General features: G+C 71.6%; 24 protein-coding genes and 7 tRNA genes. 14 read left to right on the top strand and 17 right to left on the bottom strand.

The features are described 5' to 3' along the window. Positions 1–116 precede the first annotated feature (116 nt). Both ACFV8T_RS11765 and ACFV8T_RS11760 read left to right on the top strand, forming a co-directional pair. On the top strand, positions 117–2342 hold the full coding sequence (locus ACFV8T_RS11765; protein ID WP_385326664.1) for an elongation factor G-like protein EF-G2: 2226 nt from the start codon (positions 117–119) through the stop codon (positions 2340–2342). A gap of 147 nt (positions 2343–2489) precedes the next feature. After that, positions 2490–4160 (top strand): hypothetical protein, encoded by a 1671-nt coding sequence (locus ACFV8T_RS11760; RefSeq protein WP_385326663.1) that lies wholly within the window; start codon positions 2490–2492, stop codon positions 4158–4160. Between the two features lie 78 nt (positions 4161–4238). Here the strand turns inward: ACFV8T_RS11760 and ACFV8T_RS11755 are convergent, their stop codons facing one another. Then, the gene (locus ACFV8T_RS11755; RefSeq protein ID WP_385326661.1) at positions 4239–4799 is read right to left on the bottom strand and encodes an HIT family protein; all 561 of its coding nucleotides are present in this window, start codon (positions 4797–4799) and stop codon (positions 4239–4241) included. Between the two features lie 66 nt (positions 4800–4865). Here ACFV8T_RS11755 and ACFV8T_RS11750 point away from each other — a divergent pair, with 66 nt between their 5' ends. Further along, a complete protein-coding gene (locus ACFV8T_RS11750; RefSeq protein ID WP_385326660.1) occupies positions 4866–5543 on the top strand; it encodes an ion channel in 678 nt (225 codons plus the stop codon). Between the two features lie 37 nt (positions 5544–5580). On the opposite strand, the gene thrS is transcribed toward ACFV8T_RS11750, so the two are convergent. From thrS to ACFV8T_RS11735, 3 genes are all read right to left on the bottom strand, one after another. After that, positions 5581–7557 (bottom strand): threonine--tRNA ligase, encoded by a 1977-nt coding sequence (gene thrS / locus ACFV8T_RS11745; RefSeq protein WP_385326658.1) that lies wholly within the window; start codon positions 7555–7557, stop codon positions 5581–5583. 115 nt (positions 7558–7672) lie between these two features. Next, complete coding sequence (locus tag ACFV8T_RS11740) at positions 7673–8938, bottom strand: hypothetical protein (protein ID WP_385326656.1); 1266 nt, start codon at positions 8936–8938, stop codon at positions 7673–7675. Next, positions 8938–9504, bottom strand: a complete 567-nt coding sequence (locus ACFV8T_RS11735) for a DUF4365 domain-containing protein (RefSeq protein ID WP_385326655.1) — start codon at positions 9502–9504, stop codon at positions 8938–8940. Before ACFV8T_RS11735 ends, ACFV8T_RS11740 begins: the two co-directional genes overlap by 1 nt. Before the next feature lie 192 nt (positions 9505–9696). On the opposite strand from ACFV8T_RS11735, the gene ACFV8T_RS11730 reads away from it, so the two are divergent. Continuing rightward, complete coding sequence (locus tag ACFV8T_RS11730; protein WP_385326653.1) at positions 9697–10422, top strand: 3'-5' exonuclease; 726 nt, start codon at positions 9697–9699, stop codon at positions 10420–10422. 108 nt (positions 10423–10530) lie between these two features. Here ACFV8T_RS11730 and ACFV8T_RS11725 read toward each other — a convergent pair. Continuing rightward, positions 10531–10602: transfer RNA gene (locus tag ACFV8T_RS11725), tRNA-Val, on the bottom strand. A 39-nt stretch (positions 10603–10641) separates the two neighbouring features. After that, complete coding sequence (locus tag ACFV8T_RS11720) at positions 10642–11088, bottom strand: SRPBCC family protein (protein WP_385326651.1); 447 nt, start codon at positions 11086–11088, stop codon at positions 10642–10644. Positions 11089–11171: 83 nt separating this feature from the next. On the opposite strand from ACFV8T_RS11720, the gene ACFV8T_RS11715 reads away from it, so the two are divergent. Beyond that, positions 11172–13730 carry an SCO7613 C-terminal domain-containing membrane protein gene (locus ACFV8T_RS11715; protein ID WP_385326649.1) on the top strand — a complete coding sequence of 853 codons (2559 nt, stop codon included), beginning with the start codon at positions 11172–11174 and terminating at the stop codon, positions 13728–13730. Positions 13731–14183: 453 nt separating this feature from the next. Here the strand turns inward: ACFV8T_RS11715 and ACFV8T_RS11710 are convergent. Beyond that, positions 14184–14255: transfer RNA gene (locus tag ACFV8T_RS11710), tRNA-Val, on the bottom strand. A 55-nt stretch (positions 14256–14310) separates the two neighbouring features. Then, positions 14311–14799, bottom strand: a complete 489-nt coding sequence (locus ACFV8T_RS11705; RefSeq protein ID WP_385326647.1) for a TIGR02611 family protein — start codon at positions 14797–14799, stop codon at positions 14311–14313. Between the two features lie 190 nt (positions 14800–14989). Between ACFV8T_RS11705 and ACFV8T_RS11700 the strand changes: the two genes are divergently transcribed. Next, positions 14990–15403 (top strand): SsgA family sporulation/cell division regulator, encoded by a 414-nt coding sequence (locus ACFV8T_RS11700; RefSeq protein ID WP_003959770.1) that lies wholly within the window; start codon positions 14990–14992, stop codon positions 15401–15403. A gap of 310 nt (positions 15404–15713) precedes the next feature. After that, positions 15714–16301 carry a CGNR zinc finger domain-containing protein gene (locus ACFV8T_RS11695; protein ID WP_385326645.1) on the top strand — a complete coding sequence of 196 codons (588 nt, stop codon included), beginning with the start codon at positions 15714–15716 and terminating at the stop codon, positions 16299–16301. Between the two features lie 4 nt (positions 16302–16305). On the opposite strand, the gene ACFV8T_RS11690 is transcribed toward ACFV8T_RS11695, so the two are convergent. The 3 genes from ACFV8T_RS11690 to ACFV8T_RS11680 form a co-directional block, all read right to left on the bottom strand. Continuing rightward, complete coding sequence (locus ACFV8T_RS11690) at positions 16306–16461, bottom strand: hypothetical protein (RefSeq protein ID WP_266421860.1); 156 nt, start codon at positions 16459–16461, stop codon at positions 16306–16308. Positions 16462–16735: 274 nt separating this feature from the next. After that, complete coding sequence (locus tag ACFV8T_RS11685) at positions 16736–17755, bottom strand: LacI family DNA-binding transcriptional regulator (RefSeq protein WP_385326643.1); 1020 nt, start codon at positions 17753–17755, stop codon at positions 16736–16738. A 229-nt stretch (positions 17756–17984) separates the two neighbouring features. Then, a complete protein-coding gene (locus tag ACFV8T_RS11680) occupies positions 17985–18446 on the bottom strand; it encodes a hypothetical protein (RefSeq protein WP_385326642.1) in 462 nt (153 codons plus the stop codon). Positions 18447–18648: 202 nt separating this feature from the next. On the opposite strand from ACFV8T_RS11680, the gene ACFV8T_RS11675 reads away from it, so the two are divergent. Beyond that, the gene (locus ACFV8T_RS11675) at positions 18649–19164 is read left to right on the top strand and encodes a DsbA family protein (protein ID WP_385326640.1); all 516 of its coding nucleotides are present in this window, start codon (positions 18649–18651) and stop codon (positions 19162–19164) included. Between the two features lie 12 nt (positions 19165–19176). Here ACFV8T_RS11675 and ACFV8T_RS11670 read toward each other — a convergent pair whose 3' ends face one another. From ACFV8T_RS11670 to ACFV8T_RS11660, 3 genes are read right to left on the bottom strand one after another with little or no spacing between them, the layout of a single operon-like run. After that, positions 19177–20013, bottom strand: a complete 837-nt coding sequence (locus ACFV8T_RS11670) for a GNAT family N-acetyltransferase (protein WP_385326638.1) — start codon at positions 20011–20013, stop codon at positions 19177–19179. Between the two features lie 42 nt (positions 20014–20055). Next, entirely contained in the window at positions 20056–20877 is an 822-nt protein-coding gene (locus ACFV8T_RS11665; RefSeq protein WP_385326637.1) for an aminotransferase class IV, read from the bottom strand. Continuing rightward, on the bottom strand, positions 20877–21911 hold the full coding sequence (locus tag ACFV8T_RS11660; RefSeq protein WP_385326829.1) for a chorismate-binding protein: 1035 nt from the start codon (positions 21909–21911) through the stop codon (positions 20877–20879). Before ACFV8T_RS11660 ends, ACFV8T_RS11665 begins: the two co-directional genes overlap by 1 nt. A gap of 163 nt (positions 21912–22074) precedes the next feature. On the opposite strand from ACFV8T_RS11660, the gene ACFV8T_RS11655 reads away from it, so the two are divergent. The 5 genes from ACFV8T_RS11655 to ACFV8T_RS11635 all read left to right on the top strand — a co-directional run bounded on the left by ACFV8T_RS11655 (position 22075) and on the right by ACFV8T_RS11635 (position 22520). Further along, positions 22075–22147, top strand: a tRNA-Gly gene (locus ACFV8T_RS11655). 37 nt (positions 22148–22184) lie between these two features. Then, positions 22185–22258: transfer RNA gene (locus tag ACFV8T_RS11650), tRNA-Cys, on the top strand. Between the two features lies 1 nt (position 22259). Continuing rightward, a tRNA-Val gene (locus tag ACFV8T_RS11645) sits at positions 22260–22331 on the top strand. A gap of 19 nt (positions 22332–22350) precedes the next feature. Beyond that, positions 22351–22422: transfer RNA gene (locus tag ACFV8T_RS11640), tRNA-Val, on the top strand. Between the two features lie 23 nt (positions 22423–22445). After that, positions 22446–22520, top strand: a tRNA-Val gene (locus ACFV8T_RS11635). A gap of 121 nt (positions 22521–22641) precedes the next feature. On the opposite strand, the gene ACFV8T_RS11630 is transcribed toward ACFV8T_RS11635, so the two are convergent. The 3 genes from ACFV8T_RS11630 to ACFV8T_RS11620 form a co-directional block, all read right to left on the bottom strand. After that, positions 22642–22914 carry a zf-TFIIB domain-containing protein gene (locus ACFV8T_RS11630; RefSeq protein WP_189543692.1) on the bottom strand — a complete coding sequence of 91 codons (273 nt, stop codon included), beginning with the start codon at positions 22912–22914 and terminating at the stop codon, positions 22642–22644. 68 nt (positions 22915–22982) lie between these two features. Continuing rightward, positions 22983–23954: an aminoglycoside phosphotransferase family protein gene (locus tag ACFV8T_RS11625; protein ID WP_385326635.1), complete on the bottom strand. Its 972-nt coding sequence runs from the start codon at positions 23952–23954 to the stop codon at positions 22983–22985. Between the two features lie 280 nt (positions 23955–24234). Next, complete coding sequence (locus ACFV8T_RS11620) at positions 24235–24441, bottom strand: hypothetical protein (protein WP_385326634.1); 207 nt, start codon at positions 24439–24441, stop codon at positions 24235–24237. A gap of 606 nt (positions 24442–25047) precedes the next feature. Between ACFV8T_RS11620 and ACFV8T_RS11615 the strand changes: the two genes are divergently transcribed. Then, complete coding sequence (locus ACFV8T_RS11615; protein ID WP_385326632.1) at positions 25048–26388, top strand: serine/threonine-protein kinase; 1341 nt, start codon at positions 25048–25050, stop codon at positions 26386–26388. Positions 26389–26390: the final 2 nt, after the last annotated feature.

The raw sequence follows: 26390 nt of genomic DNA, 5'->3' as shown, positions 1-26390 counted from the left end.
GAATTACCGCGGGCGTCGCCGTAGCCGCCGCGGCGGCTCCCCGGTGCCCGTGCATCACTCCCCGCATCGCGTCGGTATCTCCTCAGCTCCGCGCCACTACCTGGGAGGCACGCATCATGGGCGACAAGACACACGCACACACCGGGGCCGCCGGCAGGGCAACGACGGCCGACCGGCCCTCATCCGTACGGAATGTGGTGCTGGTCGGCCACAGCGGCTCCGGAAAGACCACGCTCGTCGAGGCCCTCGCGCTGACCGCGGGCGCGGTCAACCGGGCCGGCCGGGTCGAGGACGGCGCGACCGTCTCCGACTACGACGAGATCGAGCACCGCCAGCAGCGTTCCGTACAGCTCTCCCTGGTCCCCGTCGAATGGGACGGGTACCGGATCAATCTGCTGGACACCCCCGGATACGCCGATTTCGTCGGGGAGCTCAGGGCCGGTCTGCGGGCCGCGGACGCGGCCCTGTTCGTCGTGTCCGCGGCCCAGGATGCCGACGCGGTGGCGGGCGCCACCCGCGCCGTGTGGGAGGAGTGCGCGGCCGTCGGCATGCCGCGCGCCATCGTCGTCACCCACCTGGACACGGCACGCACCTCGTTCGACGAGATGACCCGGATCTGCGGCGAGATCTTCGGCGGCGACGACCCCGACGCCGTGCTCCCCCTCTACCTGCCCGTCCTCGGCCCCGAGGGCGCCGACGGACACGCCCCGCTCACCGGGCTCACCGGCCTCCTCACCCAGCGGATCCTCGACTACTCCTCGGGCGAGCGGCAGGAGAACCCGCCTGCGGAGACCCAGCGGGCGACGCTCCAGGAGGCCCGCAACCGGCTCATCGAGGGGATCATCGCCGAGAGCGAGGACGAGACCCTGATGGACCGCTACCTCGGCGGCGCCGAGGTCGATATCAGGACACTCGTCGACGATCTCGAGCGTGCCGTCGCCCGGGGCGCCTTCCACCCGGTCCTCACCGCGTCCCCCGCCGCCGCGGGTGCCCGCCAGGGCATCGGCACCGTGGAGCTGCTGGACCTGATCACCCGCGGCTTCCCGACCCCGCTGGAGCGCCCGCTCCCCGGTGTCACCCCCCTGCACGGGGCGTCGCGACCGGTCCTGACCTGCGACCCGGAGGGCCCGCTCGTCGCCGAGGTGGTCAAGACGGCTTCCGACCCGTACGTGGGCCGGGTCTCGCTCGTGCGCGTCTTCTCCGGCACCCTGCGTCCCGACGAGACCGTCCATGTGTTCGGCCACGGCCTCACCGACCCCGGCCACGAGACCCGCCCCTTCCACGAGGCCGAGGTACGTGTCGGCGCGCTCTCCTCCCCCTTCGGCAAGCAGCAGCGCCCCCTCACCTCGTGCATCGCGGGAGATCTGGCCTGCGTCGCCAAGCTGGGCAGCGCCGAGACCGGGGACACCCTGTCCGACCGGGACCGACCACTGCTGATGGACCCCTGGACCACCCCGGACCCGCTGCTGCCGCTCGCCATCGAGGCACACAGCAAGGCGGACGAGGACAAGCTCTCCCAGGGACTCTCCCGGCTGGTCGCCGAGGACCCGACCATGCGCCTCGAACAGAATCAGGACACCCACCAGGTGGTCCTGTGGTGCCTGGGCGAGGCCCACCAGGACGTGGCGCTGGACCGGCTGCGCAGCCGCTACGGCGTCCAGGTCGACGCCGTACCGCACAAGGTGTCGCTCCGCGAGACCTTCGCCGCCCCGTCCACCGGGCGCGGCCGGCATGTGAAACAGTCCGGCGGCCACGGCCAGTACGCCATCTGCGAGATCGACGTGGAGCCGCTGCCTCCGGGCTCGGGCATCGAATTCGTCGACAAGGTGGTCGGCGGATCGGTACCCCGCCAGTTCATCCCGTCCGTCGAGAAGGGCGTGCGCGCCCAGGCCGCCCGCGGGGTCGCGGCCGGCCACCCGCTCGTCGACGTGCGCGTCACCCTGCGGGACGGCAAGTCCCACTCGGTGGACTCCTCCGACGCCGCGTTCCAGACCGCGGGCGCGCTGGCCCTGCGCGAAGCCGCCGCGGACACCCGCATCCAGCTCCTCGAACCCGTCGCCGAGATCCAGGTCCTGGTCCCCGACGACTATGTCGGGCCGGTGATGAGCGATCTGTCCGGGCGGCGCGGCAGAGTGATCGGAACCGAGCAGTCCGGCCCCGGCCGCACCCTCGTACGGGCCGAGGTGCCCGAACTGGAGATCGGCAGATACGCGGTCGACCTGCGCTCCCTCTCCCATGGCGCCGGTCGCTTCGACCGGGCGTACGCCCGGCACGAAGCCATGCCCCCGCAGCTCGCCGAACGCCTCCGGGAGCAGCAGGAGAACAACCCGAACGACTCATGACCAGCCATGCCGCCCGCCTTTGTCCACAGGGGCGGGCGGCGCAGCGATCCGGACGATACGCTTTGGTCCCAGCTCAGAAGGTGTGCCGGGCACGGCAGTTGGGAAACAGCCGCAGGAGCAGTTCCTCGGCGGTGAGTGGGGGCGACAGTGGCCAGCGACGGATTCGATTTCTCTCCCGGAGCGCAGATCCCGCTCCAGGGTTCGGGCGGACAGGCGGTGGCGACGAACGCCCTCGCCTCCGCCGCGTACCGGGACAGCCCGGTGGAGAAAATCCTTGACGCCAACAGCGAGTGGCACAAGTCCGAAGTCAAGGTGGGCCGTTCCAAGCTCTTCAAGTCCGACTACTTCAAGCCCAATCTCGGCGAGGCGTTCTCCCGAGCCGTCCAGGAGCGCATGCTGGGCGGCGCCCGGAAGGCCCTCATCCAGTCCTTCGGGACCGATCCGCAGACGGTCGTCGAGCACTGCCTGTCCGCGAGCCGTCTCCGCAAGAGCCGCGACACCAAACTCACCGCCGTCACCGCCCTGTTCGGCTTCCTCTTCCTGCCCGGCATGATCCTGTGGGTCCTCGCGTTCCGCCTGCGCGACTTCCTCGGCAGGACCAAGGACAAGGCGCTCTCCGCCCTGGGCAGCGCGCTGCTCCCGATCATCGGCATCGTGGCGCTGATCTTCCTGGTCAGGCAGCCGCTCGACGGATTCCTGGCGCTCTACGTCCGCCTGATGATCATCGCCCCCGTCATCGGCTGGCTCATCGCCAAACGGATCGCCGAGTCCTCCGCCAAGGACATGCGCGCCCGCTGGGAGGGGCTGCTCTCCGGCGGCGGTGTCATCGCCAAGATCCCCGAGGCCGTGCCGAAGAACCCCAACGAGACCTCCCGCGAGGCGCTCCGCCAGGGCCTGGAGAAGCTCTCCGCCGAGCAGCAGTCCAACTCGGTCTTCTACGCGGGCCCCAAGGGCATCCTCGGCATGGGCACCCGCTGGGGCAGCTGGCAGCTCGCCGAGGAGCTCGTTCCCAAGGAGCCCGGCAAGGAATTCCACCAGTTCCGCAGCTGGGACCTGATACGGGCCATCCACGACCAGCTCAAGGTGCTGGAGCGCGGCCCGCTGAACACCGGGGGGTTCCCCACTCCGTCGGTCACCCACTGGATCGTGTCCCCCGTCGGGGAGAACGCCGACTCGGTCTCCCGCCCCGACGGCGAGGACGTCGCCACCTTCCAGGTCAAACCGCACGAGATACAGCGGATCTGCAACCACCAGCAGTTCGGCAGCGGTGACCGGCACTATCTGGGCGTCCAGTTCACCCTCTGGGAAGGCCAGTTGATCATCACGATGATGATCACGGTGACGGTGCTCCACGAAACCCTGCGCATCGAAGTCACCGGGCACGCGCTCGGTCCGGTGCACTCGCTCTTCACCAGCAAGCCCGCGGCCAAGACCAAGACGGTCAACAAGACCGTCCGGTTCTGGGAGACCCGCGACATCACCCTTCCGCTGGTCGAATCCAGCGAGGTCGTCCGCCTCGCCCTGCGCGCCCCGTTCACCTGGTACCCGCCGCTCCTGGACTACCTGGGCGGCAAGATCGCCCTGCCCGAGCCGTTCGGCCTGCGCCATGCCTGGGCCGAGAAGCCCTGGCGCCACCGCTTCATGGCGGACGACGCGATGCGCGCGGCGACGCCCGTCCTGCGCGCCGTCCACAGCGCCGCCCTGCGCGTCCTCCAGGAGAACGGCGTCAACATCGAGCGCTTCGACAACCGCTCGATGATACTGAGCGGCCTGGTACAGGACCCGACCCCGCGCAAGGCCGACCTGTACGACGCGTAGACGGACGTCCGGACGGACGAAGGCCGCCCCGGCAGATGACGGATGCCGGGGCGGCCCACCCGGAAGCGGCAGCCCGGATCAGCCGGCCGGCCAGGCGTCGGCCAGCATCTTGCGCGTATCGGCGAGCAGCTGCGGCAGCACCTTCGTGTGCCCGACCACCGGCATGAAGTTGGTGTCGCCGCCCCAGCGCGGCACCAGGTGCTGGTGCAGATGGGCGGCGATGCCGGCCCCCGCCACCGAACCCTGGTTCATGCCGATGTTGAATCCGTGCGCCCCCGAGGCCGTCCGCAGAGCCACCATCGCCCGCTTGGTGAAATCGGCCAGCTCCATGGTCTCCGGGCCGTCCAGCTCCGTGTAGTCGGCGACATGCCGGTACGGCACCACCATCAGATGCCCGCCGTTGTACGGATACAGATTCAGCACGGCATAGACATGCTTGCCACGCGCGACGACGAGCCCGTCCTCGTCCGAATTCGACGGGATCCCGCAGAACGGACAGCCGTCGCCGGCCTCCGGACCGGTCGGCTTGTTCTCACCCTGGATGTACGCCATCCGGTGGGGCGTCCACAGGCGCTGGAACGCGTCGGGCGTCCCCACTCCGATCTGCTGCTCCGGCTCACTCGTCATGGCGATCAGCATATTGCTTCACTCCCGGGGTGCGTGTCGCCGGGGCCGCACCGGTCGGCGTACGGCGATGCTGAGGCGATGAGCGACCAGTCCGCCGGCTCCGCCCCCGTTCGCTTCCGGCGCTGGGAGCAACGCACGGAAGTGCCGCTCTTCGGCGCCTCGCTGCTCTTCCTGCTCGGCTACGCGGTCCGCGTCCTCGCCCCCGAGGACGCCGGAGCCTGGCGGGACCTCGCCCTCGCCCTGGTCGGCGTCACCTGGCTGGTCTTCGCGGCGGACTACGTCGTACGGCTCCGGCTGAGCGGCCTCGGCCACCGCTTCGTCCGGGTGCACTGGCTGGACACGGTGGTGCTGCTGCTTCCGCTGCTGCGGCCGCTGCGTCTGATCCGGGTCTACAGCGCGGTCCAGCGGCGCCGGGAGCAGCCGCGGCTGAGCCTGTACGCCCGTGTGATCGCCTACGCCGGCGCGACCGCCCTGCTGCTCGGCTTCTCCTCGGCGCTCGCGGTCTTCCACCAGGAACACACGGTCCCGGACGCCTCGATCCGTACCTTCGGTGACGCGGTGTGGTGGGCGTGCGCGACGCTCACCACGGTGGGGTACGGGGACGCGGTGCCGGTCACGCCGGGCGGCCGGGTGGTCGCCGCGGGCCTGATGGTCTGCGGGCTGGGGCTGCTGGGGGCGGTGACGGGCTCGTTCTCGTCGTGGCTGCTGCAGGTGTTCACCCGGGAGGACGAGAAGAGGCCCCCGGAGGGCGGGTAGCTCTCCGGGGGCCTCTCCTCACGTGCCCGTCGGACCGTCAGACCTGGACTCGGTCCTCGACGACCTTCTGGATCTTGGCGATGGCGTCCTCGACCGGGATGCCGTTCTCCTGCGATCCGTCGCGGTAGCGGAAGGAGACGGCACCGTTGGCCATGTCCTCATCACCCGCGATGATCATGAAGGGCACCTTGGCCTTCTGCTGGTTCCTGATCTTCTTCTGCATCCGGTCCGAGGAAGCGTCCACCTCGACCCGCAACCCCTTCTTCCGGGCCTTGGCCGCGAACTCCTGGAGGTACGGGATGTGCGCGTCGCCGATCGGGATGCCGACCGCCTGGACCGGCGCCAGCCACACCGGGAACGCACCCGCATAGTGCTCCAGGAGCACCGCGAAGAAGCGCTCGATGGAGCCGAACAGAGCACGGTGGATCATGACCGGGCGCTGCTTGGTGCCGTCCGGGCCGGTGTACTCCAGGTCGAAGCGCTCCGGGAGGTTGAAGTCGAGCTGCACGGTCGACATCTGCCAGGTGCGGCCGATGGCGTCCTTGCACTGCACCGAGATCTTCGGGCCGTAGAAGGCGGCGCCGCCCGGGTCCGGGACCAGCGGCAGGCCCTGCTTCTCGGCGACCTGGCGCAGTGTCTCGGTGGCCTCTTCCCAGATCTCGTCGGAGCCGACGAACTTCTCCGGGTCCTTGGTGGAGAGCTCCAGGTAGAAGTCGGTCAGACCGTAGTCGCGGAGCAGGTTCAGGACGAAGGTGAGCGTACGGTCGAGCTCCTCCGCCATCTGCTCCTTGGTGCAGTAGATGTGCGCGTCGTCCTGCGTGAAGCCGCGCGAGCGGGTCAGGCCGTGCACCACGCCGGACTTCTCGTACCGGTACACCGTGCCGAACTCGAAGAGGCGCAGCGGCAGTTCACGGTAGGAGCGGCCGCGCGCGTCGAAGATCAGGTTGTGCATCGGGCAGTTCATCGGCTTGAGGTAGTAGTCCACCCCGTCGTCGAGCTGCATGGGCGGGTACATGCCGTCGGCGTACCAGTCCAGGTGGCCGGACTTCTCGAAGAGCTTGCCCTTGGTGGCGTGCGGGGAGTAGACGAACTCGTAGCCCTCCTCCTCGTGGCGCCGGCGCGAGTAGTCCTCCATGGCGCGGCGGATGATGCCGCCCTTGGGGTGGAAGACCGCGAGACCGGGGCCGATCTCGTCCGGGAAGGAGAAGAGGTCCAGCTCGTTGCCGAGCTTGCGGTGGTCGCGCTTGGCAGCCTCCTCCAGGAACTCCAGGTGCGCCTTCAGCTCGTCCTTGGTGGGCCAGGCGGTGCCGTAGATGCGCTGGAGCATCGGGTTCTTCTCGCTGCCCCGCCAGTACGCCGCGGCGTTGCGCATCAGCTTGAACGCCGGAATGAACCGGGTGGTCGGCAGGTGCGGGCCCCGGCAGAGGTCCTTCCAGCACAGGTCGCCGGTCTTCGGGTCGAGGTTGTCGTAGATGGTCAGCTCGCCGCCGCCCACCTCGACGTCCGCGCCGTCGTCCGTGGACGCGGAGCCCTTGATGCCGATGAGCTCCAGCTTGTACGGCTCCTCGGCCAGCTCCTCGCGGGCGGCCTCGTCCGTCACGACCCGGCGGGAGAACTTCTGCCCCCGCTTCTGGATCTCCTGCATCTTCTTCTCGATGGCCTTGAGGTCCTCGGGAGTGAACGGCTTCTCGACGTCGAAGTCGTAGTAGAAGCCGTCCTTGACCGGCGGACCGATGCCGAGCTTGGCCTCGGGGAAGAGCTGCTGCACGGCCTGCGCCATCACGTGCGCGGTGGAGTGCCGCAGGATGTTCAGGCCGTCCTCGGAGGAGATCTCGACGGGCTCGACGACCTCGCCGTCGGCGACGACGTACGCGAGGTCCTTCAGCTCACCGGCGACCCGGGCGGCGACGACGGTGCGCTCGCCGGGGAAGAGCTCGGCTGCCGTAGTGCCCGTCGTCACCACGCGCTCTTCCCGCTCGGAATCGCGTTGGATGATCACACGGACGTCTGACACCGGTCTCTCCTGACTCAGGGGGCGCACCCACATTCCTGTGGTGGGCACAATGGGAATCGTACCGAGCCGACGCCCCCCTTAGCGAAAGGGCCGGGTCCCGGCGGCCTCCGCCCCGCTACTCGCCCGTGCACGCCTCCTCGAACTGGTCGACGTTCTCCTGGAGGGACTTCATCAGCCGGTCCCGCTCGGCCTCGTCGACCTGCACGGGCACGACGTGCGAGGTCCGGGTCAGCCGCCGGAAGCCGCCACGGCTCTCCAGCCTGCCCTCCACCCGGATCGGCAGCCCCACCAGGTGGGCGTGGCCGGCGATCCGGTACGCCTCCTCGTCCAGCTCCAGCCGTACGTGCGACACCTCGGCGCCCGCCAGCACCCGCAGCCGTACGATCCCGGCGCCGCGCGGTGCCGGGCGGCGCATGCGGACGACGGCGCCGGTGATCCGTACCGTCACGGCCGGCTCGTCCCGGAGGTAGCGGGCGCCCGCACGGCGCAGTGCGGGCAGGTCGCCCGGTGAGAATTCCACCGGCTCGGGACGGGCCGGGCAGCCTTCGGGGGAACCGGCGGCGGGCGCCCACTCCAGGGCGATCCCCGCCCCTTCCGAGCCCCGGACGAGTGCGACGACGGCCTCGGTCAGTTCCCGGCTGACGCCGGCCTCGACGGCCGTGTCGAAGGCTTCGAAGCCGCCGGTGGCCCGCTGGTAGTCCACGGCCTCGCGGGTGGCGTGCAGGGCCCGGTAGAGCCGTACGGCGACAGCGCGGCCCGGTTCGACCGGCACGAACGCGGCGAGCTCACGGCCACCGGGAGCGGGTCCGACGAGGATGCCTTCGAGCGCCGCACGGGCCCTGCGCCGGTGGCGGGCGCCGTGGTAGCCGGCGTTTCCGCGTACGGCGAGGGCTCCGGCGAGCAGTATCTGCCGGGCGGCGGTGTGCAGGTGCTCCGCCCCCGTCCAGCCGGCCGCGCCCGCCGCTCCCACGACCGATTCGGGGACCTCGCGCCACCAGCGGATCTCGTCGCTGGGTACGGCGAGAGAGATCAGGACCTCGCGGGCGGAGGGTGCGGCGCTGCGGGCGAGCGCGGTCAGTGCCTCGCCGAGGAGGTCCTCGCTGTCGGGGAAGGCGGTGGTGTCGGGGACCAGGAGGCTCGTCCCGCCCCCGGGTGGTCCCGGTGGGGTCCAGCGGCTGTAGCGCCCGGCAGCCCCGCCCCGGCGCTGCCAGCCGTGCCGGCCGAGCAGGGTGCCGAGGACGGCGGGGTCGACACGGGCGGGGTCGGGGATGTCCCCGGGCGGCCGGGGAGCGCCGGGCCACGGTCCCGCGGATTCGGCGGGGTGCGGGCGGGTGGCTGACGGGATCGTTTCGTCGGCGTACTCGTCCATCGGCCGGTGCATCAGGGTCTCCCTCCCGCCCCTACGCGGGTCATGATCTCGCAGAGCGCCCGGTCGTCGAAGATGCGCGAGGTCGGGATCCGCACGGTGGTCCGGTGCCGGCCCGTCACCGCGTGGCCGGCCAGGTTGGTCCAGTAGCAGCAGTGCCGCAGGTCGAGCCGGTCGTGTCCGGCGTGGAGCCAGTCGTCCTGGCTGCGCGGCACGATCATCACGACGAGGATCTTGTGCACCGACACGGGGGTCCGGGCGAGCTTCACGAGGTGGGCGTTGTCGAGGGTGAAGGCGAACGTCGGTCCCGGTGGGTGCGGGGGGATCTGATAGGTGCATTTGAGCTGCACCTTTATGGTCACTTCGTCGTCCACGGCATGGCCGGGGGCGCCGTGGCTGACGTGCCAGTCGATGCCGTTGTCGGGGAAGGGCTGCGACAGGGAGCACCCCGCCGCGGCCGCGACCGCGTGCAGATAGCCCACCTGGAGGGTCTCCATGCAGGCGGTGGTTGCGAGTGTGCCGCGCAGCGGTTCGATCCGCTGGGACAGCAGCCCGCTCGGTTCGGGCTGCGCGAGCGCCATGGCTGCGTGTGCCTTCCGGGCTGTGCCGATCGGTTCTCCGGTGCGGGGGTGACGGACAACTTCCGTTCCCCTCAACTGTGTTGTCACCGCACACGGCGGCCCGCAAACGGCGTATCAGGCAAAGGGCGCGGGTATCACCGAACCGGGCAGGGGAATCACACCATCTGCCGTTCGGGCACGAGGAGTTCGGGGATGACGCACTGGTACGAAGGGCCGCTGGCCGCTTTTGACACCGAGACAACAGGAGTCGACGTCGAGGGGGACCGGATCGTCTCGGCCGCCCTGGTCGTCCAGGACACGGCGGGCGGGCGGACGCGCATCACCCGCTGGCTGGTGAATCCGGGGGTGCCGGTGCCCGTGGGGGCGACCGAGATCCACGGTCTGACCGACGATCATCTCCAGCGCAACGGGCGCTGGCCGGCGCCGGTGGTGGAGGAGATAGCCCGTGCGCTGGCCGAGCAGTGCGCAGCCGGGCGTCCGCTGGTCGTGATGAACGCGCCGTTCGACCTGACGCTGCTGGACCGCGAGCTGAAGCGTCATCGCGCGTCGTCGCTCGGGGCGTATCTGCAGAACTCCCCACTGTGCGTACTGGATCCGCGCGTGCTCGACAAGCATCTGGACCGCTATCGCAAGGGGCGGCGGACCCTCACCGATCTCTGCGAGCTGTACGGCGTGGTGCTCGACGGCGCCCATGACGCGGCGGCCGACGCGACGGCGTCGCTGGAGTTGGTACGGGCGGTGGGGCGGCGCTTCTCGTCCCGACTGGAACGGCTGACCCCATCGGAGCTGCACACCCTGCAGGCCGTGTGGCACGCGGCGCAGGCACGTGGACTCCAGGCGTGGTTCGCGAAGAACGGCACGGCGGAGATGGTGGATCCGGCGTGGCCGCTGCGCCCGGATCTTCCCGCCGCGGCGTGACCGGGTGCCCGGAGCCCGTGGACCCGGCGCCCGCCGCCACTTCCGCACCTGCCCTGGACATGCAGAAGCCGGTCCGTCGATACTGCTGACGGACCGGCTGCTTCCGGGTGGGCGATACTGGGTTCGAACCAGTGACCTCTTCGGTGTGAACGAAGCGCTCTCCCACTGAGCTAATCGCCCGGGAACGGGTTGAACCATACAGGGCTCGGCGGGTCCTGTTCAAACTCCTTCCAGCCTGGCCGCGAGACCCCGCCGTCCGGCGCGCATCATCAGGGCGTGATTGGCCCGGAACACCGGGCGTCCGGGCACCGCCAGGAGCCGCATCAGCCGTCTGCGCACCTCGACCTCCTGCTCGTAGACGGCCCGGCAGCCACCGCCGTACGGGGTGACCGTCCACCGGACCCAACCGTCGAGATCGCCGCTGAGCGTCGCCTCGATGACCCTGGCCCGGGGATCGCGGCGGCGTTCGCGGACGGTCATCACGAGGTCGTACGGGAGGAGGGAGCGGATACGGGTGGTGCCGGTGGTCCCGTCGACCGAGGTGACCTCGCGGACCTGCGGCCACCACCGCGGGTAGTCATCGGCGCGTTCGAGGACCTCGTACACGGCGTCGGGCAGGGCGGGAAGGTCCCAGATACTCACAAATCGGTAGTGGCTCCAGTCCATGACCCCAGTCTGCGCGTACTCAGCCGGGGAACTGAGTATCCGAGCGCATGTCCGAGTCTGTGGCTCGCACCACACTCGCGTCCATGGAACATGTGCCGCCACCCGCCGAGGAATTGGCGCTCCTCGATAGCGAACTGGCCCGGCTGGACGCCCGCCGGTCCCAGTTGCTGGTTCGCCGTACCTGGCTGCTGAGTGTGCTGACGCCACCCGCCGGGCCTCCTGCCGCGCCGCCGGCGCCGCAGTTCGCCGCCCCGTTCGGGCCGCCCTCGCCGGCCCGGCCGCAGACTCCGTTCGCGGCTCCTTTCGGGCCGCCTGCCGCGCAGGCCGGGGCGCGCAGTGCGCAGAATGTGCTGCTCACCCTGGGCGGTCTGCTGCTGACGATCGCGGCTATCGCGTTCACCCTGGTCAGCTGGGGTCACATGGGGATCTCCGGCCGCTCGGCGGTGCTCGCCGTGGTGACGATCGCGGCGCTCGCCGCACCCGCCGTGCTGCTGCGTCGTGGGCTGTCCGCGACGGCCGAGTCGCTCGGCGCCCTGGCGTCCGTGCTGATGATCCTCGATGCCTACGCGCTGCACCGGGTGGCGGCGCCGGACGCCGACGGTCCCGGATTCGCCGCGGTCGCATCGGCGGTGCTGGCACTGCTGTGGGGCGCGTACGGACTGCTGCTCGGCCGGCTGAGACTGCCGCTGCCCCTGGCCGTGGTGAGCGCTCAGCTGCCGCTGCTGCTGTGGGCCTGGTCGGCGGGCGCGGGCGCCTCGGTGTTCGGCTGGGCGCTGCTGTTGACGGCGGCGCTGGACTGTGTGATCGCGGTGTGGGGTCCGGGCGTCGCGGTCCGGGTGACGGCCTGTGTCGGCTGCTGGACGACGGGCCTGCTGGGACTGCTGGTGGCCCTGGCGCAGTCGGTGTCCGCCGGTGCGGCGTCGGGCGCGGTGGCGCCGGCCGCGCTGCTGCTCGCGGGTGCGGCGGTCGCGCTGTTCGGGGCGTGGCGTGCGCCCAGGGGTATCGCGGTGGCCGGCGGCGCGCTGGCCGGGTTGTGCGGGGTGGCCGCGGTGGGCGGTGTGCTGCGTGCCGGGATGGACTGGGGCTGGTCGGTGCCGGTGTATCTGCTGTGCGGTGTGGTGCTGTTGGCCGCGCTGCGCGCGCCGCTGCCGCGCCCGGTCGGGCAGGGGCTGGTGTGGGCCTCGTCGGCGGTGACCGCGGCCGCGGTGGTGTCCGCGGCGCCGCCGGTCGGCATGTCGCTGATGGGTACGGTGTCGCAGCTGGCCCGTGTGTGGTCCGGCGCTCCCGACGGCGGTGTCCGGGGCGCCCTGGGCACGGAGGGTCTGGCCTGGTCCCACCTGGCCGCGGCCCCGGTGGTGTTGCTGACGGTGGCCGGTCTGCTGGGTCTTGCGCACCGGTCGTGGGCCCGGCTGGTACGCGCGGCCGGGCCGGTGCTCTCGCCGGGTGCGGCCTGGCGGAGTGCGGCAGGGGCCGCCGCGTCGGCCCTCTGCTGGGCGGGGCTCACCGCGTTGCCCGCGGTACTGGGGCTGTCGTACGCGGCGGCCGTGTCGGTGCAGTCGGTGCTGGTCGCCGGGGCGTTCGCGGTGGCGGTACGGGGTCTGCGCCGCGGGACGAGTGCCGTGGGGACGACCGCGCTGGTGTGCGGGCTGATCGGCGCGGCGAGCACGGGGTTCCTCTCGCTCGCGGCGGAGGGTGCGACCTACGCGGTGTTCGCGGTGCTGCTGGTGGTGCTCGGGGCGGCCGCGGTGCTCTTCGAAGGCGGCGCGATCCAGGCTGCGCGGGCGCTGCCGGACGCCCGCGCGGTGCGCGCGGTACGGGCGCTGCGGATCGCGCAGGCGGTGCCGGCGTGCGGGGCCGTGGTGTGCGGGACGGTGCTCGCCCGTGCGGCCGGGGCGTCGCTGGGGCTTGCCGGGTACCAGGCGGCGCCGCTCATGCTGGTCGTCCCCGGGGTGACGGTGCTGCTCGGGGCCCGGTTGCGGGACCGCCCGGTGACCCTTCCGGTCGAGCTGACCGGGGCCTTGTCGGCTGCGGTGGCGTTGGTCATGGCGGTGCCGGAGGGGCCGTTCCTGGCACTGGTGCTGGCGCTGAGCGGGGTACTGGCGGCGGGCACGGCCGTACGGGCCGAACGGCGGCCGGTGGCCGGGTATCTGGCGGTGGCGCTGTTCGTCCTGGCGACCTGGGTGCGGCTCTCGGCCTCGGGGGTGTCGGACCCGGAGGCGTACACGCTGCCGGTGACGGTGCCCGCCCTGGCGGTCGGTGTGCTGCGCCGTCGTCGCGACCCGGAGGCGTCGTCATGGACGGCGTACGGCGCGGGTCTCGCGGCCACGCTGGTCCCGAGCCTCTTCGCGGCCTGGGTCGATCCGCACTGGCCGCGCCCGCTGCTGCTCGGTGTGGCGGCACTGGCGATCACGCTGGCGGGCGCCCGGCTGCGGCTGCAGGCGCTGCTGCTGCTCGGTGGCGCGGTGCTGGCCATGGACGCCGTGCACGAACTGGCGCCGTACGTGGTCCAGGTCGTCGGCGCGCTCCCCCGCTGGCTGCCGCCCGCCCTGGCCGGGGTGCTGCTCCTGGTGGTCGGGGCGACGTACGAGCAGCGGCTGCGCGATGCGCGGCGGCTGAAGGAGACCGTGGGCCGGATGCGCTGACGGTGCGTCGCACGGCCGGCCCGAGCGCCCTGACGGGCCACGGGCCGGCCGGCGGCCCCCGGTCCGCCCCCGAAGGCGTACCGGACGAGGGAGCGGTCACGGCGAACTCACCCGTGAAATCGAGCAGTTCGCACCCGTCGTCGCTCCCGTCGTCGCCCCCTCGGAATTTTCGGCGGCAGTTCCAAAATCGTCGGGGGCATTGCCCTCGGATACCGACGGCCGCACCCTTTCCAGGAATTCTTGTAGTCACGGAAGTGCGTCCGGCCGCGATATCCGGATGCCACTGCTCGATTAGCGGATCCCGCCCGTCCACCGCCAGCCGGATTGAATCGTTCCCGAAAGCGCTTGTGAATCTTCTTCAAAGACACCGGCCGGGACCCGGCGGGCCGGCCGGACGCGGGAAACGCAGAGGGCCCGTGAGACTCTGCGGTCTCACGGGCCCTCTGTCCGGGGTGGGCGATACTGGGTTCGAACCAGTGACCTCTTCGGTGTGAACGAAGCGCTCTCCCACTGAGCTAATCGCCCCGGGCGCAGGCCAAACATTACCCCATGTCAGCGGCGCCCCATGACCACCCCCGGGTCACTCGTGGATCTTCCACGGCATGGTGATGCCGAACTTCCAGACGTAGATCCCCACCAGCACCACGATGATCACCAGACCGATCGACGTGAGGATGATGTTGCGCCGCCGGACCTTGGGGTCGAGCGCCCGCTGGGCGGCCTCGGTGACCTTCCGCCTGGTCCAGCGGAGCACCAGCTGCGCCCAGACGAATTCGGTCGCCCAGATCGCCATGCCCCCGAAGATCACCAACCAGCCGGGGCCGGGCAGCGGCAGCATGATGATGCCCGCCACGACCACGGCGAAGCCGACCACGAAGACGCCGACCTGCCAGCTCAGGTGCAGCGCCCTGGATGCCTTGATGAACCCGGGCGCCCGGGAGCCGAGCTCCCGCTCCTTGGTCACACCCTCCGTGACCTCGCCCGTCACGCTGTCCGCCCTGTCCCCCGCGGCGGACACCGGTGCCGCCGATGCGGCGTCCCCGTCCCGCACATCACGCTCCGCATTCATAGGAGCCAACCTACCGGAACGGCCTTCATCACCGGAATGGCCGCATAACCGAAAGTTACACACCGCCGTACGAGCTACCTGAAGGAACACAAAAAGGTCAGAGGGGTTTACAACGCCACCGTAGGTGGCATGTCGATTTCGCCGACGTGCGAATCCCCGAGCGCACACTGAGCGAAAGGCCCTGGCGCTTATGAACACCACGGTCAGCTGCGAGCTGCACCTGCGCCTCGTTGTGTCGAGCGAGTCCTCACTGCCTGTACCCGCGGGCCTGCGGTATGACACGGCCGATCCGTATGCCGTGCACGCCACCTTCCATACCGGAGCGGAGGAAACGGTCGAATGGGTATTCGCCCGCGACCTCCTTGCCGAAGGGCTGCACCGGCCCACCGGCACCGGAGACGTCCGCGTCTGGCCATCCCGTAGTCACGGCCAGGGCGTCGTCTGCATCGCGCTGAGCTCCCCAGAGGGCGAAGCACTGCTCGAAGCCCCGGCGAGGGCCCTGGAGTCGTTCCTGAAGCGGACCGACGCCGCGGTGCCGCCAGGCACCGAGCATCGTCACTTCGACCTCGATACGGAGCTCTCACACATCCTGGCCGAGAGCTGAGCCAGACCGAGAGCTGCACGGCGCCGTCCGACTCGGGGCGACGGCGCCGCGCGGAAAACTTCATACGGCTGACACCGGCGCCGTCATCACGGAATCCACCGTGGTGACGGCGCCGGTGCGCGCGTGCCGGGCCCGTAGCGCCCCCTCACGCCCCGGGCAGCCGTCCATCGGCCATGGGTACCCGCCCATGGCCGGTATCCGCTCCCCGCACCCCCTGCGGGCCCTCTCGGGCCGCTGTGCGCCGCGGCCGAGCCAGTAGAGTCAGCCCGCATCGGCGGACACCGGCCCGCCGGAGGCAGGGAGCGAAAGCGTGCTGATCCCCCACGACACCCGGATCGCCCTCGACACGGTGGTCGACCTGGTGAACACCGCACCGGAGAGCGAACCACCGTCGAGCGGGCAGCCGGAAGGCGAGCGGAGCGACGGCCTCGCCCACATCGCAGCGCTGTACGACTTCGCGCGGCGCCATCGCATCAGCGGCGTGGGCGAGCTCCACGAGAAGGACCTGCGGGCCGTACGGGACGTACGGACGCGCTTCGCCGAGATCTTCGCGACGGACGACGCGCAGACCGCCGCCTCCCTCGTCAACGCGCTCGTCGCCGCCGCCGGCACGACGCCGCAGCTCAGCAACCACGACGGCTACGACTGGCATGTGCACTACTTCGCACCCGACGCGTCGATCGCCGACCACCTCGCGGCCGACTGCGGCATGGCACTGGCCTTCATCGTGGTGGCGGGCGAGCAGGAACGACTGCGTCGGTGCGAGGCGCCGGACTGCCGGCACGCCTTCGTCGACCTGTCCCGAAACCGCTCCCGCCGCTACTGCTCCAGCCGCACCTGCGGCAACCGTCTGCATGTGGCCGCGTACCGGGCACGCCGCAAGGAAGCGGCCGGCTGACCGCTCACAGCATGAAGAGATCATGCAACGCGGCCATCAGCAGCAGGCCGCCGACCACCGTGAGGAAGATCATCAAAGGGGGCTGGGAAAGCGCGAAGAGGCAGCCGCGCGGCTCTTCGGCAGGGGGTGCGGGGGCATCGCCCCGGGAGGTGTCCACCATCTCGGGACGATCATGACTCACTCGGGACCCCGTTGGCGATCAATACGCCTTTTCGCACCGGGAGTTCACCCACCCCGAGCGGTCATAATTCGCTCCGGCGTCCGATCGGCCGCCACACATTCGGTACGGCGCCCGGAGCGCTCCCGTGCCGCAACTCCGCGGAGCCGAGGGCCGATACGCCGACCGCGAACGACCCGATCGGCCAACACCGTCCCGTACACGGTGAATTCGGGATCCGACGGGCAGGAAGGCGACCGGATGCGGCGCCGCGGCCTCAGCGTGGCGCCGAGCTGGAGGCCCGCACCACGAGCTCCGGCTGGAGCACCACACTGCGGTGCTCGTGGGTGCCGTCCTCGTCATCCGACTCCTCCAGCAGGAGCTCCGCGGCCATCCTGCCCATCACGACCGCGGGCTGGCGGACCGAGGTGAGCGGGACGGCAGCGGCGGCGGCGAACTCGATGTCGTCGTAGCCGACGATGGCGATGTCGTGCGGCACCCCGACGCCCGCCGCGTACAGGGCCTGGAGCACGCCCAGGGCGAGCAGGTCGTTGGCGCAGAACACCGCGGTCGGCCGGGGCACGAGGCCGAGCAGCCGGGCCCCGGCGTCGCGGCCCGCCGCCACGTCCAGCCGGTCGGAAGGGATCTCGACGAGCGCCCCGGGCGGCAGCCCGGCGTCGGCGAGGGCCGACAGGGCGCCCTCGCGCCGGTCCCTGATCTGATGGAGGTCGCCCGGTCCGCTCACGTACGCCACCGAGCGATGACCGGCCGCGACCAGATGACCGACGGCGAGCGCGCCGCCGCGGACGTCGTCGACGGAGACCGCGCAGGTCCCCGTGCCGGACGCCACCCGGTCCACCAGCACGAAGGGGATCCGGTGGCGGCTGAACGTCTCCAGGTTCCGGCCGGTCGCGTCGGCCGGGGTGACCAGGACGCCGCAGACCCGCTGCTCGGCGAAGAGTCCGAGATACTCGGCCTCCTCCGCCGGGCTCTGGTCGCTGTTGCAGACCATGACACCGAGACCGGCCGCACGGGCGGCGCGCTCGGCGCCGCGGGCCACGTCCACGAAGAACGGGTTGCCCATGTCGAGGACGAGCAGGGCCATGATCCGGCTGCGGCCCGCCCTGAGCTGGCGCGCCGACTCGCTGCGCACGTAGCCGAGTTCCTCGATGGCGGCGAGCACCCGGGCACGGGTCTCCGGCAGCACCGCCTCGGGCCGGTTGATCACGTTGGACACGGTGCCCACGGAGACTCCGGCCTGCCGGGCCACATCCTTGATCCCTGCCACACGCGCCACTTGCCCTGCCCCACTGATGACTTCGGCCGCACCGGTCCGCGACGTGCCCCCATCGTACGGACGGCATTGCGGGCCGACCTCCCGGGCCGCCCACCCGTGGAATGAATTGTTTCAATCCGATCGGGACAAGCTAGCCCTGCGTCCACGCACCGTCAAGAATCATCCATGAATCGATTCACTCGCCATGGACACCCCCTCCCCCGGACCGGGACGGGGGCAGGGGCAGGGGTCAGATGCCGTGCTTCTTCAGGATGGCCTCGATGTCGCTGAAGTCCTCGCCCGGCGCGTCGGACTGCTGCCGGGACCTCACCTTCGGACGCGCCTGGGGTCGGGACTCCGGGAGCCCCGCCCCCAGGGAGGGCGCCGAGGCCGCGGGGGCGACCGCCTCGCCCTGTGCCGCCCGTGCGGCGGCCCTGCGCTCCTTGCGGGTGCCGCCGCCCCGGCGCTCGATCGCGCGCGTGGTCGTGAACAGCAGCCAGGCCACCGCGAGCAGCCCGAAACCGAGCCAGACGCTCGGCTTGAAGGCGATTCCGGCGACCCAGTCCACGACCCCGGTCAGCACCAGTGCGATCGGGACCAGGGAGTAGGCGGCGATCCGGGTCGCGGCGAGGAAGCGCTTTCGCCACGCGGTGACGGCGGCGATGCCCAGGCCCGCCGCTGACACCGCGGAGCAGATGGTCTCGGCAAGCATCGGTGCCTCCAGGCGCAAGGGGAAACGTCCCTTCCATCCTGCACCGGCGACCGGCCCGGCGGCCACGATCCGGGACCGCATCAGGGACATTTCAGGGCCGGGATCCTCCCCAGGTGCCGATCGGCGGTGCGCGGGTCGTACGGAGCCGGGGCGGACCGGGTGCCGATTGGGAGGCTCGCGCGGGCCCTGGGAGACTGGCCGCATGAGCAATACCACCCCTGCGGCCCCCGTCGTCCTCGACATCTGGTGCGAGCTCCAGTGCCCCGACTGTCACCAGGCCCTCTCCGATGTGCACGCCCTGCGGGCCAAGTACGGCGACCGGCTGGAGGTACGGCTGCGGCACTTCCCGCTGGAGAAGCACAAGCACGCCTACGCCGCCGCGCAGGCCGCCGAGGAGGCGGCGGCCCAGGGCAAGGACTGGCCGTACATCGAGGCGGTGCTCGCCCGCACCGCCGATCTCGCCCGCACCGGCGAGCCGCTGCTGGTCGAGGTGGCGCGGGAACTCGGCCTGGACGCCGAGGAGATGGACACCGCGCTGATCGACGGACGCCACATGCTGATCGTCGACGCCGACCAGGCCGAGGGCAAGGCGATCGGAGTCACCGGCACCCCGACGTATGTGATCGGCGACGAGCGGCTGGACGGCGGCAGGAGCCAGGACGGGCTGCGCGAACGGATCGAGGAGATCGCCGACCGGCTGCTCGCCGAGCGGGGCTGAGCGGCCCGGCCCTCAGAGGTTCTTGGCCAGGTTGTACTGAGTCGTCCGGTATCCGAGCGACTCGTACAGCCGCAGGGCGGGCGTGTTGGCGGCGAACACGTGCAGTCCGAGGCGTCGGGCACCCGCGGCCAGGGCGATGTGCTCCGCCTGCTGCATCAGGGCACGCCCGTGGCCGCGGCCCCGGTACTCCTCGTCCACTTCCACGTCGTAGACGAAGCCGGTCGCCTCGCCGTCCTCACCCTCGCGCACCGACACCCACACATGGCCGGCGACCACTCCCCCGGTGACGAGGACATGGAAGTGCATGCCCTCGGTGTCCATTCCGGCCGGCAGGTTGCGGGCGTGGTCGGAGCGGGACTTGTGCCTGGCCTGCTCGACCGGAACACCCTGGTCGATCCAGGACTGTGCGTACGTGTCGACACTGGTGCGCTGCCAGGCCGCGAACTCCTCGGCCGTCATCTCCCTGGCCACGGCACCGTCCGGGAGCACGGGGGCCGTCGGGCCGAGGCCCTTGAGCATGTTGCGGCTGCGCTCGGTGTACCCGAGTGCGGCCGCCAGGCGCCCGGCCCCCTCGTTGCCCTCCGGCACCGACAGGTGCACCTGGCCGCAGCCCCATCCGCGCAGCACCTCCTCGGCGGCGAGCACGGCGATGGTGCCGCGGCCCCGGCGCCGGCTCGGTTCGTCGATGGTCAGGGAGCGCAGCTCGCCGGTGGCCGTACCGAACGCGGCGTCGGTGCCGATCTCGAGGGAGCCGACGGGCCGCCCGTTGTCGCACACGTCGTACGCGCGGTTCTTCGCACCGTCGGTGCCTTGCTGGATCGGCCCGGTCGGCCGGAGGGTGGTGGTCATCGGAGATGTTCTATCCGCTGGGGCCCGGCCCGTCACCCCGATTTACGGGTCGAGGTCGTCGCCGGCCCGCTCGTCGAAGATCCGCATGGCCTTGGCGGTCACCGGTCCGGGCCCGCCGGGCAGCTCGCGGCCGTCCACCCGGTGGACGGCCTGCACATCGCGCAGGGTCGAGGTCAGGAAGATCTCCTCGGCCCGCTCCAGGACGTCGAAGGGCAGCTCGGTCTCCTGTGCGCCCGTCCACTCCACGGCCAGCGCGCGGGTGATCCCGGCCAGGCAGCCGGAGGCGACCGGCGGGGTGTGCAGCTGACCGTCGAGGACGACGAAGACATTGGACCCGGTTCCTTCGCAGAGCTGCCCGGCCGTGTTGGCGAAGAGCGCCTCCGAAGCACCGTGCTCGTGGGCACGGGCGAGGGCGACGACGTTCTCGGCGTACGAAGTGGTCTTGAGCCCGGTGAGCGCGCCGCGTTCGTTGCGCGTCCAGGGGACGGTGATCACGGCGGTGGTGTCGGGACGGCGGGCCGCCTCGCCGAGGGCGACGACCAGGCCGGGGCCGGCGTCGCCGCGGTCGGAGCCGAGCGGGGAGAGTCCTCCGGTGTAGGTGATGCGCAGCCTGCCCAGTGCCATCGGGTTGGCCTCGATGACATCGGCGCAGGCACGGCGGACCTCGTCGACATCGGGGGCGGGGAGTCCGAGGCCGCGGGCCGAGCGGGTCAGCCGGTCGAGGTGGCGGGTGAGGGCGAAGGGCCTGCCGCCGACGGTCTTGACCGTCTCGAAGATGCCGTCCCCCACGGTGAGTCCGTGGTCGAGCACGGACACCCTGGCGTCTTCGGCGTCGCGCAGTTCGCCGTTGACCCAAATCCTCATCACGCGGTCCTTCCGGTTGCTTCGTGAGCGCCCGACGCTACAGCGAGCAGTCTGGACGCCTTGAGTTCGGTCTCGTCCCACTCGCGCTCCGGGTCCGAGCCCCAGGTGATGCCGGCCCCGGTACCGAAGCGGAGGACCGGGGCGGTGCCGGTCCGGTCGATCCAGAAGGTGCGTATGCCGACGGCAAGCGATGCGGTGCGGCAGTCGGCGTCGACCCAGCCGATGCCTCCGCAGTAGGGCCCGCGCGGCGCGGTCTCCAGTTCCTCGATGATCCGCAGGGCGCTGGACTTGGGTGCCCCGGTGACGGAGCCGGGCGGAAACGCGGCGTCGAGGAGCTCGGGCCAGCCGGCGCCCTCGGCGAGCTCGCCGCGCACGGTGGAGACGAGGTGGACCAGGCCGGGGTGCTTCTCGACCACGCAGAGGTCGGGGACGGTGACCGATCCGGTGGCGCAGACCCGGCCCAGGTCGTTGCGGACCAGGTCGACGATCATCACGTTCTCCGCGTGGTCCTTCTCCAGGAGATCGGCCTCGGTGCGGCCGGTGCCCTTGATCGGCCCCGACTCGATGGTCCGGCCGTCGCGGCGCAGGAAGAGTTCGGGGGACGCGGTGGCGATCTCCACGCCGTGCCCGGGAAGCCGAATCGTTCCTGCGTACGGGGCGGGGTTGCCACGGGCGAGCAGCGCGGTCAGCGCGTCCACGTCCGCGGCGTCCGGGTCGGGCAGGGACGCGGTCATCACCCGGCAGAGGTTGGCCTGGTAGACCTCGCCCGCCGCGATGTACTCGCGGATCCGCCGTACGCCCGCGATGTACGCGGCGCGGTCCAGCGACGAGTTCCAGTCACCGGCTACGGGCCCGCGCCAGGCGCCCCGCACGGGTGCGGGTACCGCCCGCGTACGTACGGAGCCGAAGCGCGCGCAGACGAGTCGGCCCTCGAAATCGGCGGATACGGCCCAGAAGCCGGACGATTCGAGGGCTGTGGGATCACTGGTCACGTCCTGCAGATCGGACGCGACGAGGCCGCCGAAGCGGGCCATTGGAGCGAGGTCGTGCACGCCGTCGAGTCTAGGGCGGCGCACGATCACCTGCGCCGGGTCGGGTGCACCTCAGCACGCTGCACAAACGCGTTTTTGTACTGGCCCGGGAATCCGCTAGAGTTCAACACGTCGCCGGGACGCGCAAGCGGGCCGGGAAAGACAAGCGGACGTAGCTCAGTTGGTAGAGCGCAACCTTGCCAAGGTTGAGGTCGCCAGTTCGAACCTGGTCGTCCGCTCGCAGAAAGTGGGGGATCTTCCCGAGCCCCCACTCCTGGTGGAGTGGCCGAGAGGCGAGGCAACGGCCTGCAAAGCCGTCTACACGGGTTCAAATCCCGTCTCCACCTCCAAGGACGATTAGCTCAGCGGGAGAGCGCTTCCCTGACACGGAAGAGGTCACTGGTTCAATCCCAGTATCGTCCACTGATCCGCAAGGATCCCCGCGCGATTAGCTCAGCGGGAGAGCGCTTCCCTGACACGGAAGAGGTCACTGGTTCAATCCCAGTATCGCGCACGCAGTACACGCAGGTTCACCCTGCGCGATTAGCTCAGCGGGAGAGCGCTTCCCTGACACGGAAGAGGTCACTGGTTCAATCCCAGTATCGCGCACCAGCAGAAGCCCCGGTCGTTCCGACGACCGGGGCTTTGTCGTTCCCGGCGCAGGAGTGCCGGTACGGACGCACCGCGGGCCCGGACGCCTTCCGTCCGGGCCCGCGGTCGGGCGCCGGCCCGTTCAGGACGAGAAGAGCATGCGGCCGAAGCTCTTGTGCCGGTAGTGACCGCCGTGGTGCTGCGGGGCACCCCAGGCGGGCGCCGGGGCGGCCGGGTAGGCCTGCGGGGCCGGCGGTGCGGGCGGGGCCTGCTGCGTCCACTGCGCCTCGATGCGGGTGAGGGACTCCAGCTCGCCGTAGTCGAGGAAGATTCCCCGGCAGCCGCTGCACTGCTCGATCTGTATGCCGTTGCGGTTGTACGTGTGCATCTGCGCGTGGCACTTGGGACACTGCATGGTTCGGCTCACTCCTCGCCGTCGGGTCGCCGTCGCCGGAATGCATGCCCGTCGACGGTCGGTTCAGCCTACGACGAGTGTTCGGTGCCCAACTCGGGCGGGAGGGATGCGATTCGGGCACAGGCGTCGATCATCGTCTGCTCCACTTCATCCGGATTCCGCTCTTCCGCCGCGGACTTGGCGAAGGCCAGCGCGGCGGCCTGGACGGTCAGGGCGCGGGCCGGCACATCCAGCTCCGGCCAGGGATCGCCCTCGGCCCGTACGGCGGGGCCGCCCGCCGCCCGGTAGGCGTCCAGGAAGCGGAGCCAGACCTCGGGGGGCAGGATCCCGGCCGCGTACCAGGCGGCGGGGCGGGCTAGGTCCCAGGCGGGGTCCCCGAGACCGGCGTCGTCGACGTCGATGAGCAGCCAGGGTCCGTGCGGGGCCGGGTGGCGGACGAGTTGGCCGAGGTGCAGATCTCCGTGGCAGAGGAAGCGCGAACGGTGCGGGGGTGCGGCGGCTTCGTCGCGGGCCCAGGCCGGCAGGCGGTGCCAGGCTTCGAGTACGGGGGCGGTGACCGGGTCGGCCGGCCGGGCGGCGCGCATCCGGGCGACGGCGAGCGCGGCCTTCGCGGGGCCCCGCATGGGCGGGAGCGCGAGGGAGGGCGGGGCCGGGGCCCGGTGCAGCCCGGCCAGCAGAGCGGCGGCCTCTTCCCAGGGGGCTCCGTCCGGGTCGCCGGGGTCGACGGGCCGGCCGTGCGGCCACAGCGTGACGGGGCGGTCGTGGAGGGGGGCGGACGGTGCGGCGGGGTGGGGTGCCAGCGGGGCGAGCAGGATGCCGGTGAGACGCGGATCGTCGGCGAGGGTCAGGCGGGTGAGCAGGCCGGGGGTGTCCGTGCCGGGGGCGTGGGCCTTGGCGACGACGGCCCCGCTGCGGACCACCGTGCCGTCCGCACGGTCCGCGAGGACCGTCGGGGGCGGGCAGCCGCAGGGGTCCTCGAGGTGTGCGTGGGCGGCCCGGTGGGCGAGGGCGCCCAGCGCGCGTACGACTGCGGTGGTCACGGTCTCCCCCGGTGGCGGACAGGTGCGGGTGGCCCGATCAGCGCGGGCCCGCCGATGAGCGTACGCGCGCCGTGCGGGGTCACGGACGGGCAGAGCGTCACGGCGGCGAGCTGCCGTCCGGTGCGATCACCGCTGCGTCGCGAACGGCCCCGGACAGCGCGATGTCCGGTCAGCTCCCCAGCTGACCGGACAAACGCTGCCGTCCGCCGCACCCCCGTCCCCACGGGGTTGTTGGCCGGATGTCCCGGTCCGGACCGCTCTTCCGGACCCGGGGCGCCGCTCAGCGCCCCAGCATCACGCCCACGGACGACGCCTGTGTGACCACTGCGTCCCAGCCGCCGAAGACGACCACGAGCAGGGCCGCCAGAGGAAGAACCATTGCCGTCGCCACGAGTGGGTGGCGCGTACCTGACGACGGGCGGCTGCCGAACGAGGCATGGCCCCTGCGTCCCGTGCGGATCATGGTCCGCGTTGCCGTGTCCGCCATGGTTCCTCTCCTGACTCGATGTGGGGCGGCGGGCGTGTGACCTCGGGGGACGAGTGCTGCGCCCGCCGCTTGACCTCAACATTAGGGACGCGCGGGGTGGAGGGCGTCATGCCCGCGTACCGATTGCCGGGCCTCCCGGAGGATGAGCCCCGGCCCTTCGGCGTACTCCCCTGGGTGGAGACCGGGCGCCTGATCCCGGGGACATCCCGGAGGGGGCGCGGCGAACTTCTCGCGGCGTCGGAGTCGTTGGACGGCGCGGGCCGCCGGTGCGCGCGGCCACGGTCACCGTGACTTCACTCACCCTTCATTCCCCGGGTTCCCGGCCGTCGGCCCCGGGGCGCCGACGGGGGCCGCGCGCGCCGGTCCGGGCCGGGGCGCGCGACGAACGGCCGGCCGGCCGGTGCGGCTCCAACCACCCGCCGCCGCAACCGCCTTGGGGTCCGGGCCCGTCCGGCAGGGGATCCGCTCCGGCCGGACGCCCCGTCATCGGCCGTGCCGCGCACCGACAATCGATCGACCGGCGAGGGCGCGGCCTCTGAGCACCCCGGGCGCCGGGTACGTAAGCTGTGCCTCGTCAGGCGGACCAGGCAGCGGGGATGGGCAGACATGGCGATGATGCGGCTCCGGCGCGAGGACCCGCGTGTCGTCGGCTCGTTCAGGCTGCACCGGCGGCTCGGGGCGGGCGGCATGGGTGTCGTCTACCTGGGTTCGGACCGGCGGGGCCAGCGGGTGGCGCTGAAGGTGATCCGCCCGGATCTGGCGGAGGACCAGGAGTTCCGCTCCCGTTTCGCGCGCGAGGTGTCCGCAGCCCGGCGGATCCGTGGCGGCTGCACCGCGCGCCTGGTGGCCGCGGACCTGGAGGCGGACCGTCCGTGGTTCGCCACGCAGTACGTCCCGGGGCCCTCGCTGCACGACAAGGTGGCCGAGGAGGGGCCGCTGTCGGCGGCCGAGGTGGCCTCCATCGGGGCCGCGCTGTCCGAGGGCCTGGTGGCGGTGCACGAGGCCGGTGTCGTCCACCGTGACCTGAAGCCGTCGAACATCCTCCTCTCCCCCAAGGGCCCCCGGATCATCGACTTCGGCATCGCCTGGGCGACCGGGGCCTCCACCCTCACCCATGTCGGTACGGCGGTGGGCTCGCCGGGATTCCTCGCACCCGAGCAGGTGCGCGGCGCGGCCGTGACACCCGCCACCGATGTGTTCTCGCTCGGTGCCACGCTCGCGTACGCGGCGATGGCCGACTCACCTTTCGGGCACGGCAGTTCCGAGGTGATGCTGTACCGCGTGGTGCACGAGGAGCCTCAGTTGCGCGACGTGCACGACGCGCTCGCGCCGCTGGTGAGCGCCTGCCTGGCCAAGGACCCCGAGGAGCGGCCGAGCACGCTCCAACTCTCCATGCGGCTCAAGGAGATCGCGGCGCGGGAGGCGCAGGGGCTGCACGAGAGCCGGCCGCCCGTGCAGCGTTCGGCACAGGAGCTGGACCGGCCGACCGGCCGTCTCGACGGCCCGTACACCGAGCAGCAGACGCGGCGTTCGGCTCCTCCCGCGCCCCGTCAGCAGAAGCAGAAGCAACCGCAGAGCAGCAGGCCGTCCTCGTCGTCGCGGGCGGGGTCGCCCCGGACCGGTGGTTCGCGTCCTCAGCAGCAGCGGCCGCCGCGCGACACCACCCGGCCCGGCAGGCGCCCGCAGGGGACGAACGGGACGAACGGCCGGCCGGGCACGCGGCCCGGGACCCGTACGAATTCGGCGGGGCTGCGTCCCGCCAATCCGCGGCTGCTGCGGCAGCGGCTCGTCGTCTTCGTCGTGGTGACGCTGCTGGTGGCGCTCGGCATCGCGGCGGCCCAGGGCTGCCAGGGGCCCTCGCGCGGGCTGGGCACGGATCCGGGGCGGAACGGGACCCGGACGCAGACCCAGGTCGAGGCCCCGCCCCAGAGCCGGCAGCTCCGGTAGCC

It is taken from the genome of Streptomyces sp. NPDC059832 (genome assembly GCF_042731715.1).
Classification (GTDB): domain Bacteria; phylum Actinomycetota; class Actinomycetes; order Streptomycetales; family Streptomycetaceae; genus Streptomyces.
The sequence above is the reverse complement of the archived record's forward strand: the minus strand, read 5'-3'. Positions and strand labels throughout refer to the sequence as shown.

Bases quoted from the DNA above. Each gene is read 5' to 3' on its own strand.
- ACFV8T_RS11730 (WP_385326653.1), top strand. From the start codon at position 9,697: ATGACGCACTGGTACGAAGGGCCGCTGGCCGCTTTTGACACCGAGACA.
- ACFV8T_RS11750 (WP_385326660.1), top strand. From the start codon at position 4,866: ATGAGCGACCAGTCCGCCGGCTCCGCCCCCGTTCGCTTCCGGCGCTGG.
- ACFV8T_RS11720 (WP_385326651.1), bottom strand. From the start codon at position 11,088: ATGGACTGGAGCCACTACCGATTTGTGAGTATCTGGGACCTTCCCGCC.
- ACFV8T_RS11690 (WP_266421860.1), bottom strand. From the start codon at position 16,461: ATGGTGGACACCTCCCGGGGCGATGCCCCCGCACCCCCTGCCGAAGAG.
- ACFV8T_RS11700 (WP_003959770.1), top strand. From the start codon at position 14,990: ATGAACACCACGGTCAGCTGCGAGCTGCACCTGCGCCTCGTTGTGTCG.
- ACFV8T_RS11740 (WP_385326656.1), bottom strand. From the start codon at position 8,938: ATGCACCGGCCGATGGACGAGTACGCCGACGAAACGATCCCGTCAGCC.
- ACFV8T_RS11735 (WP_385326655.1), bottom strand. From the start codon at position 9,504: ATGGCGCTCGCGCAGCCCGAACCGAGCGGGCTGCTGTCCCAGCGGATC.
- ACFV8T_RS11715 (WP_385326649.1), top strand. From the start codon at position 11,172: ATGGAACATGTGCCGCCACCCGCCGAGGAATTGGCGCTCCTCGATAGC.
- ACFV8T_RS11755 (WP_385326661.1), bottom strand. From the start codon at position 4,799: ATGCTGATCGCCATGACGAGTGAGCCGGAGCAGCAGATCGGAGTGGGG.
- ACFV8T_RS11620 (WP_385326634.1), bottom strand. From the start codon at position 24,441: ATGGCGGACACGGCAACGCGGACCATGATCCGCACGGGACGCAGGGGC.
- ACFV8T_RS11670 (WP_385326638.1), bottom strand. From the start codon at position 20,013: ATGACCACCACCCTCCGGCCGACCGGGCCGATCCAGCAAGGCACCGAC.
- ACFV8T_RS11630 (WP_189543692.1), bottom strand. From the start codon at position 22,914: ATGCAGTGTCCCAAGTGCCACGCGCAGATGCACACGTACAACCGCAAC.
- ACFV8T_RS11765 (WP_385326664.1), top strand. From the start codon at position 117: ATGGGCGACAAGACACACGCACACACCGGGGCCGCCGGCAGGGCAACG.
- ACFV8T_RS11660 (WP_385326829.1), bottom strand. From the start codon at position 21,911: ATGGCCCGCTTCGGCGGCCTCGTCGCGTCCGATCTGCAGGACGTGACC.
- ACFV8T_RS11680 (WP_385326642.1), bottom strand. From the start codon at position 18,446: ATGCTTGCCGAGACCATCTGCTCCGCGGTGTCAGCGGCGGGCCTGGGC.
- ACFV8T_RS11675 (WP_385326640.1), top strand. From the start codon at position 18,649: ATGAGCAATACCACCCCTGCGGCCCCCGTCGTCCTCGACATCTGGTGC.
- ACFV8T_RS11665 (WP_385326637.1), bottom strand. From the start codon at position 20,877: ATGAGGATTTGGGTCAACGGCGAACTGCGCGACGCCGAAGACGCCAGG.
- ACFV8T_RS11705 (WP_385326647.1), bottom strand. From the start codon at position 14,799: ATGAATGCGGAGCGTGATGTGCGGGACGGGGACGCCGCATCGGCGGCA.
- ACFV8T_RS11615 (WP_385326632.1), top strand. From the start codon at position 25,048: ATGGCGATGATGCGGCTCCGGCGCGAGGACCCGCGTGTCGTCGGCTCG.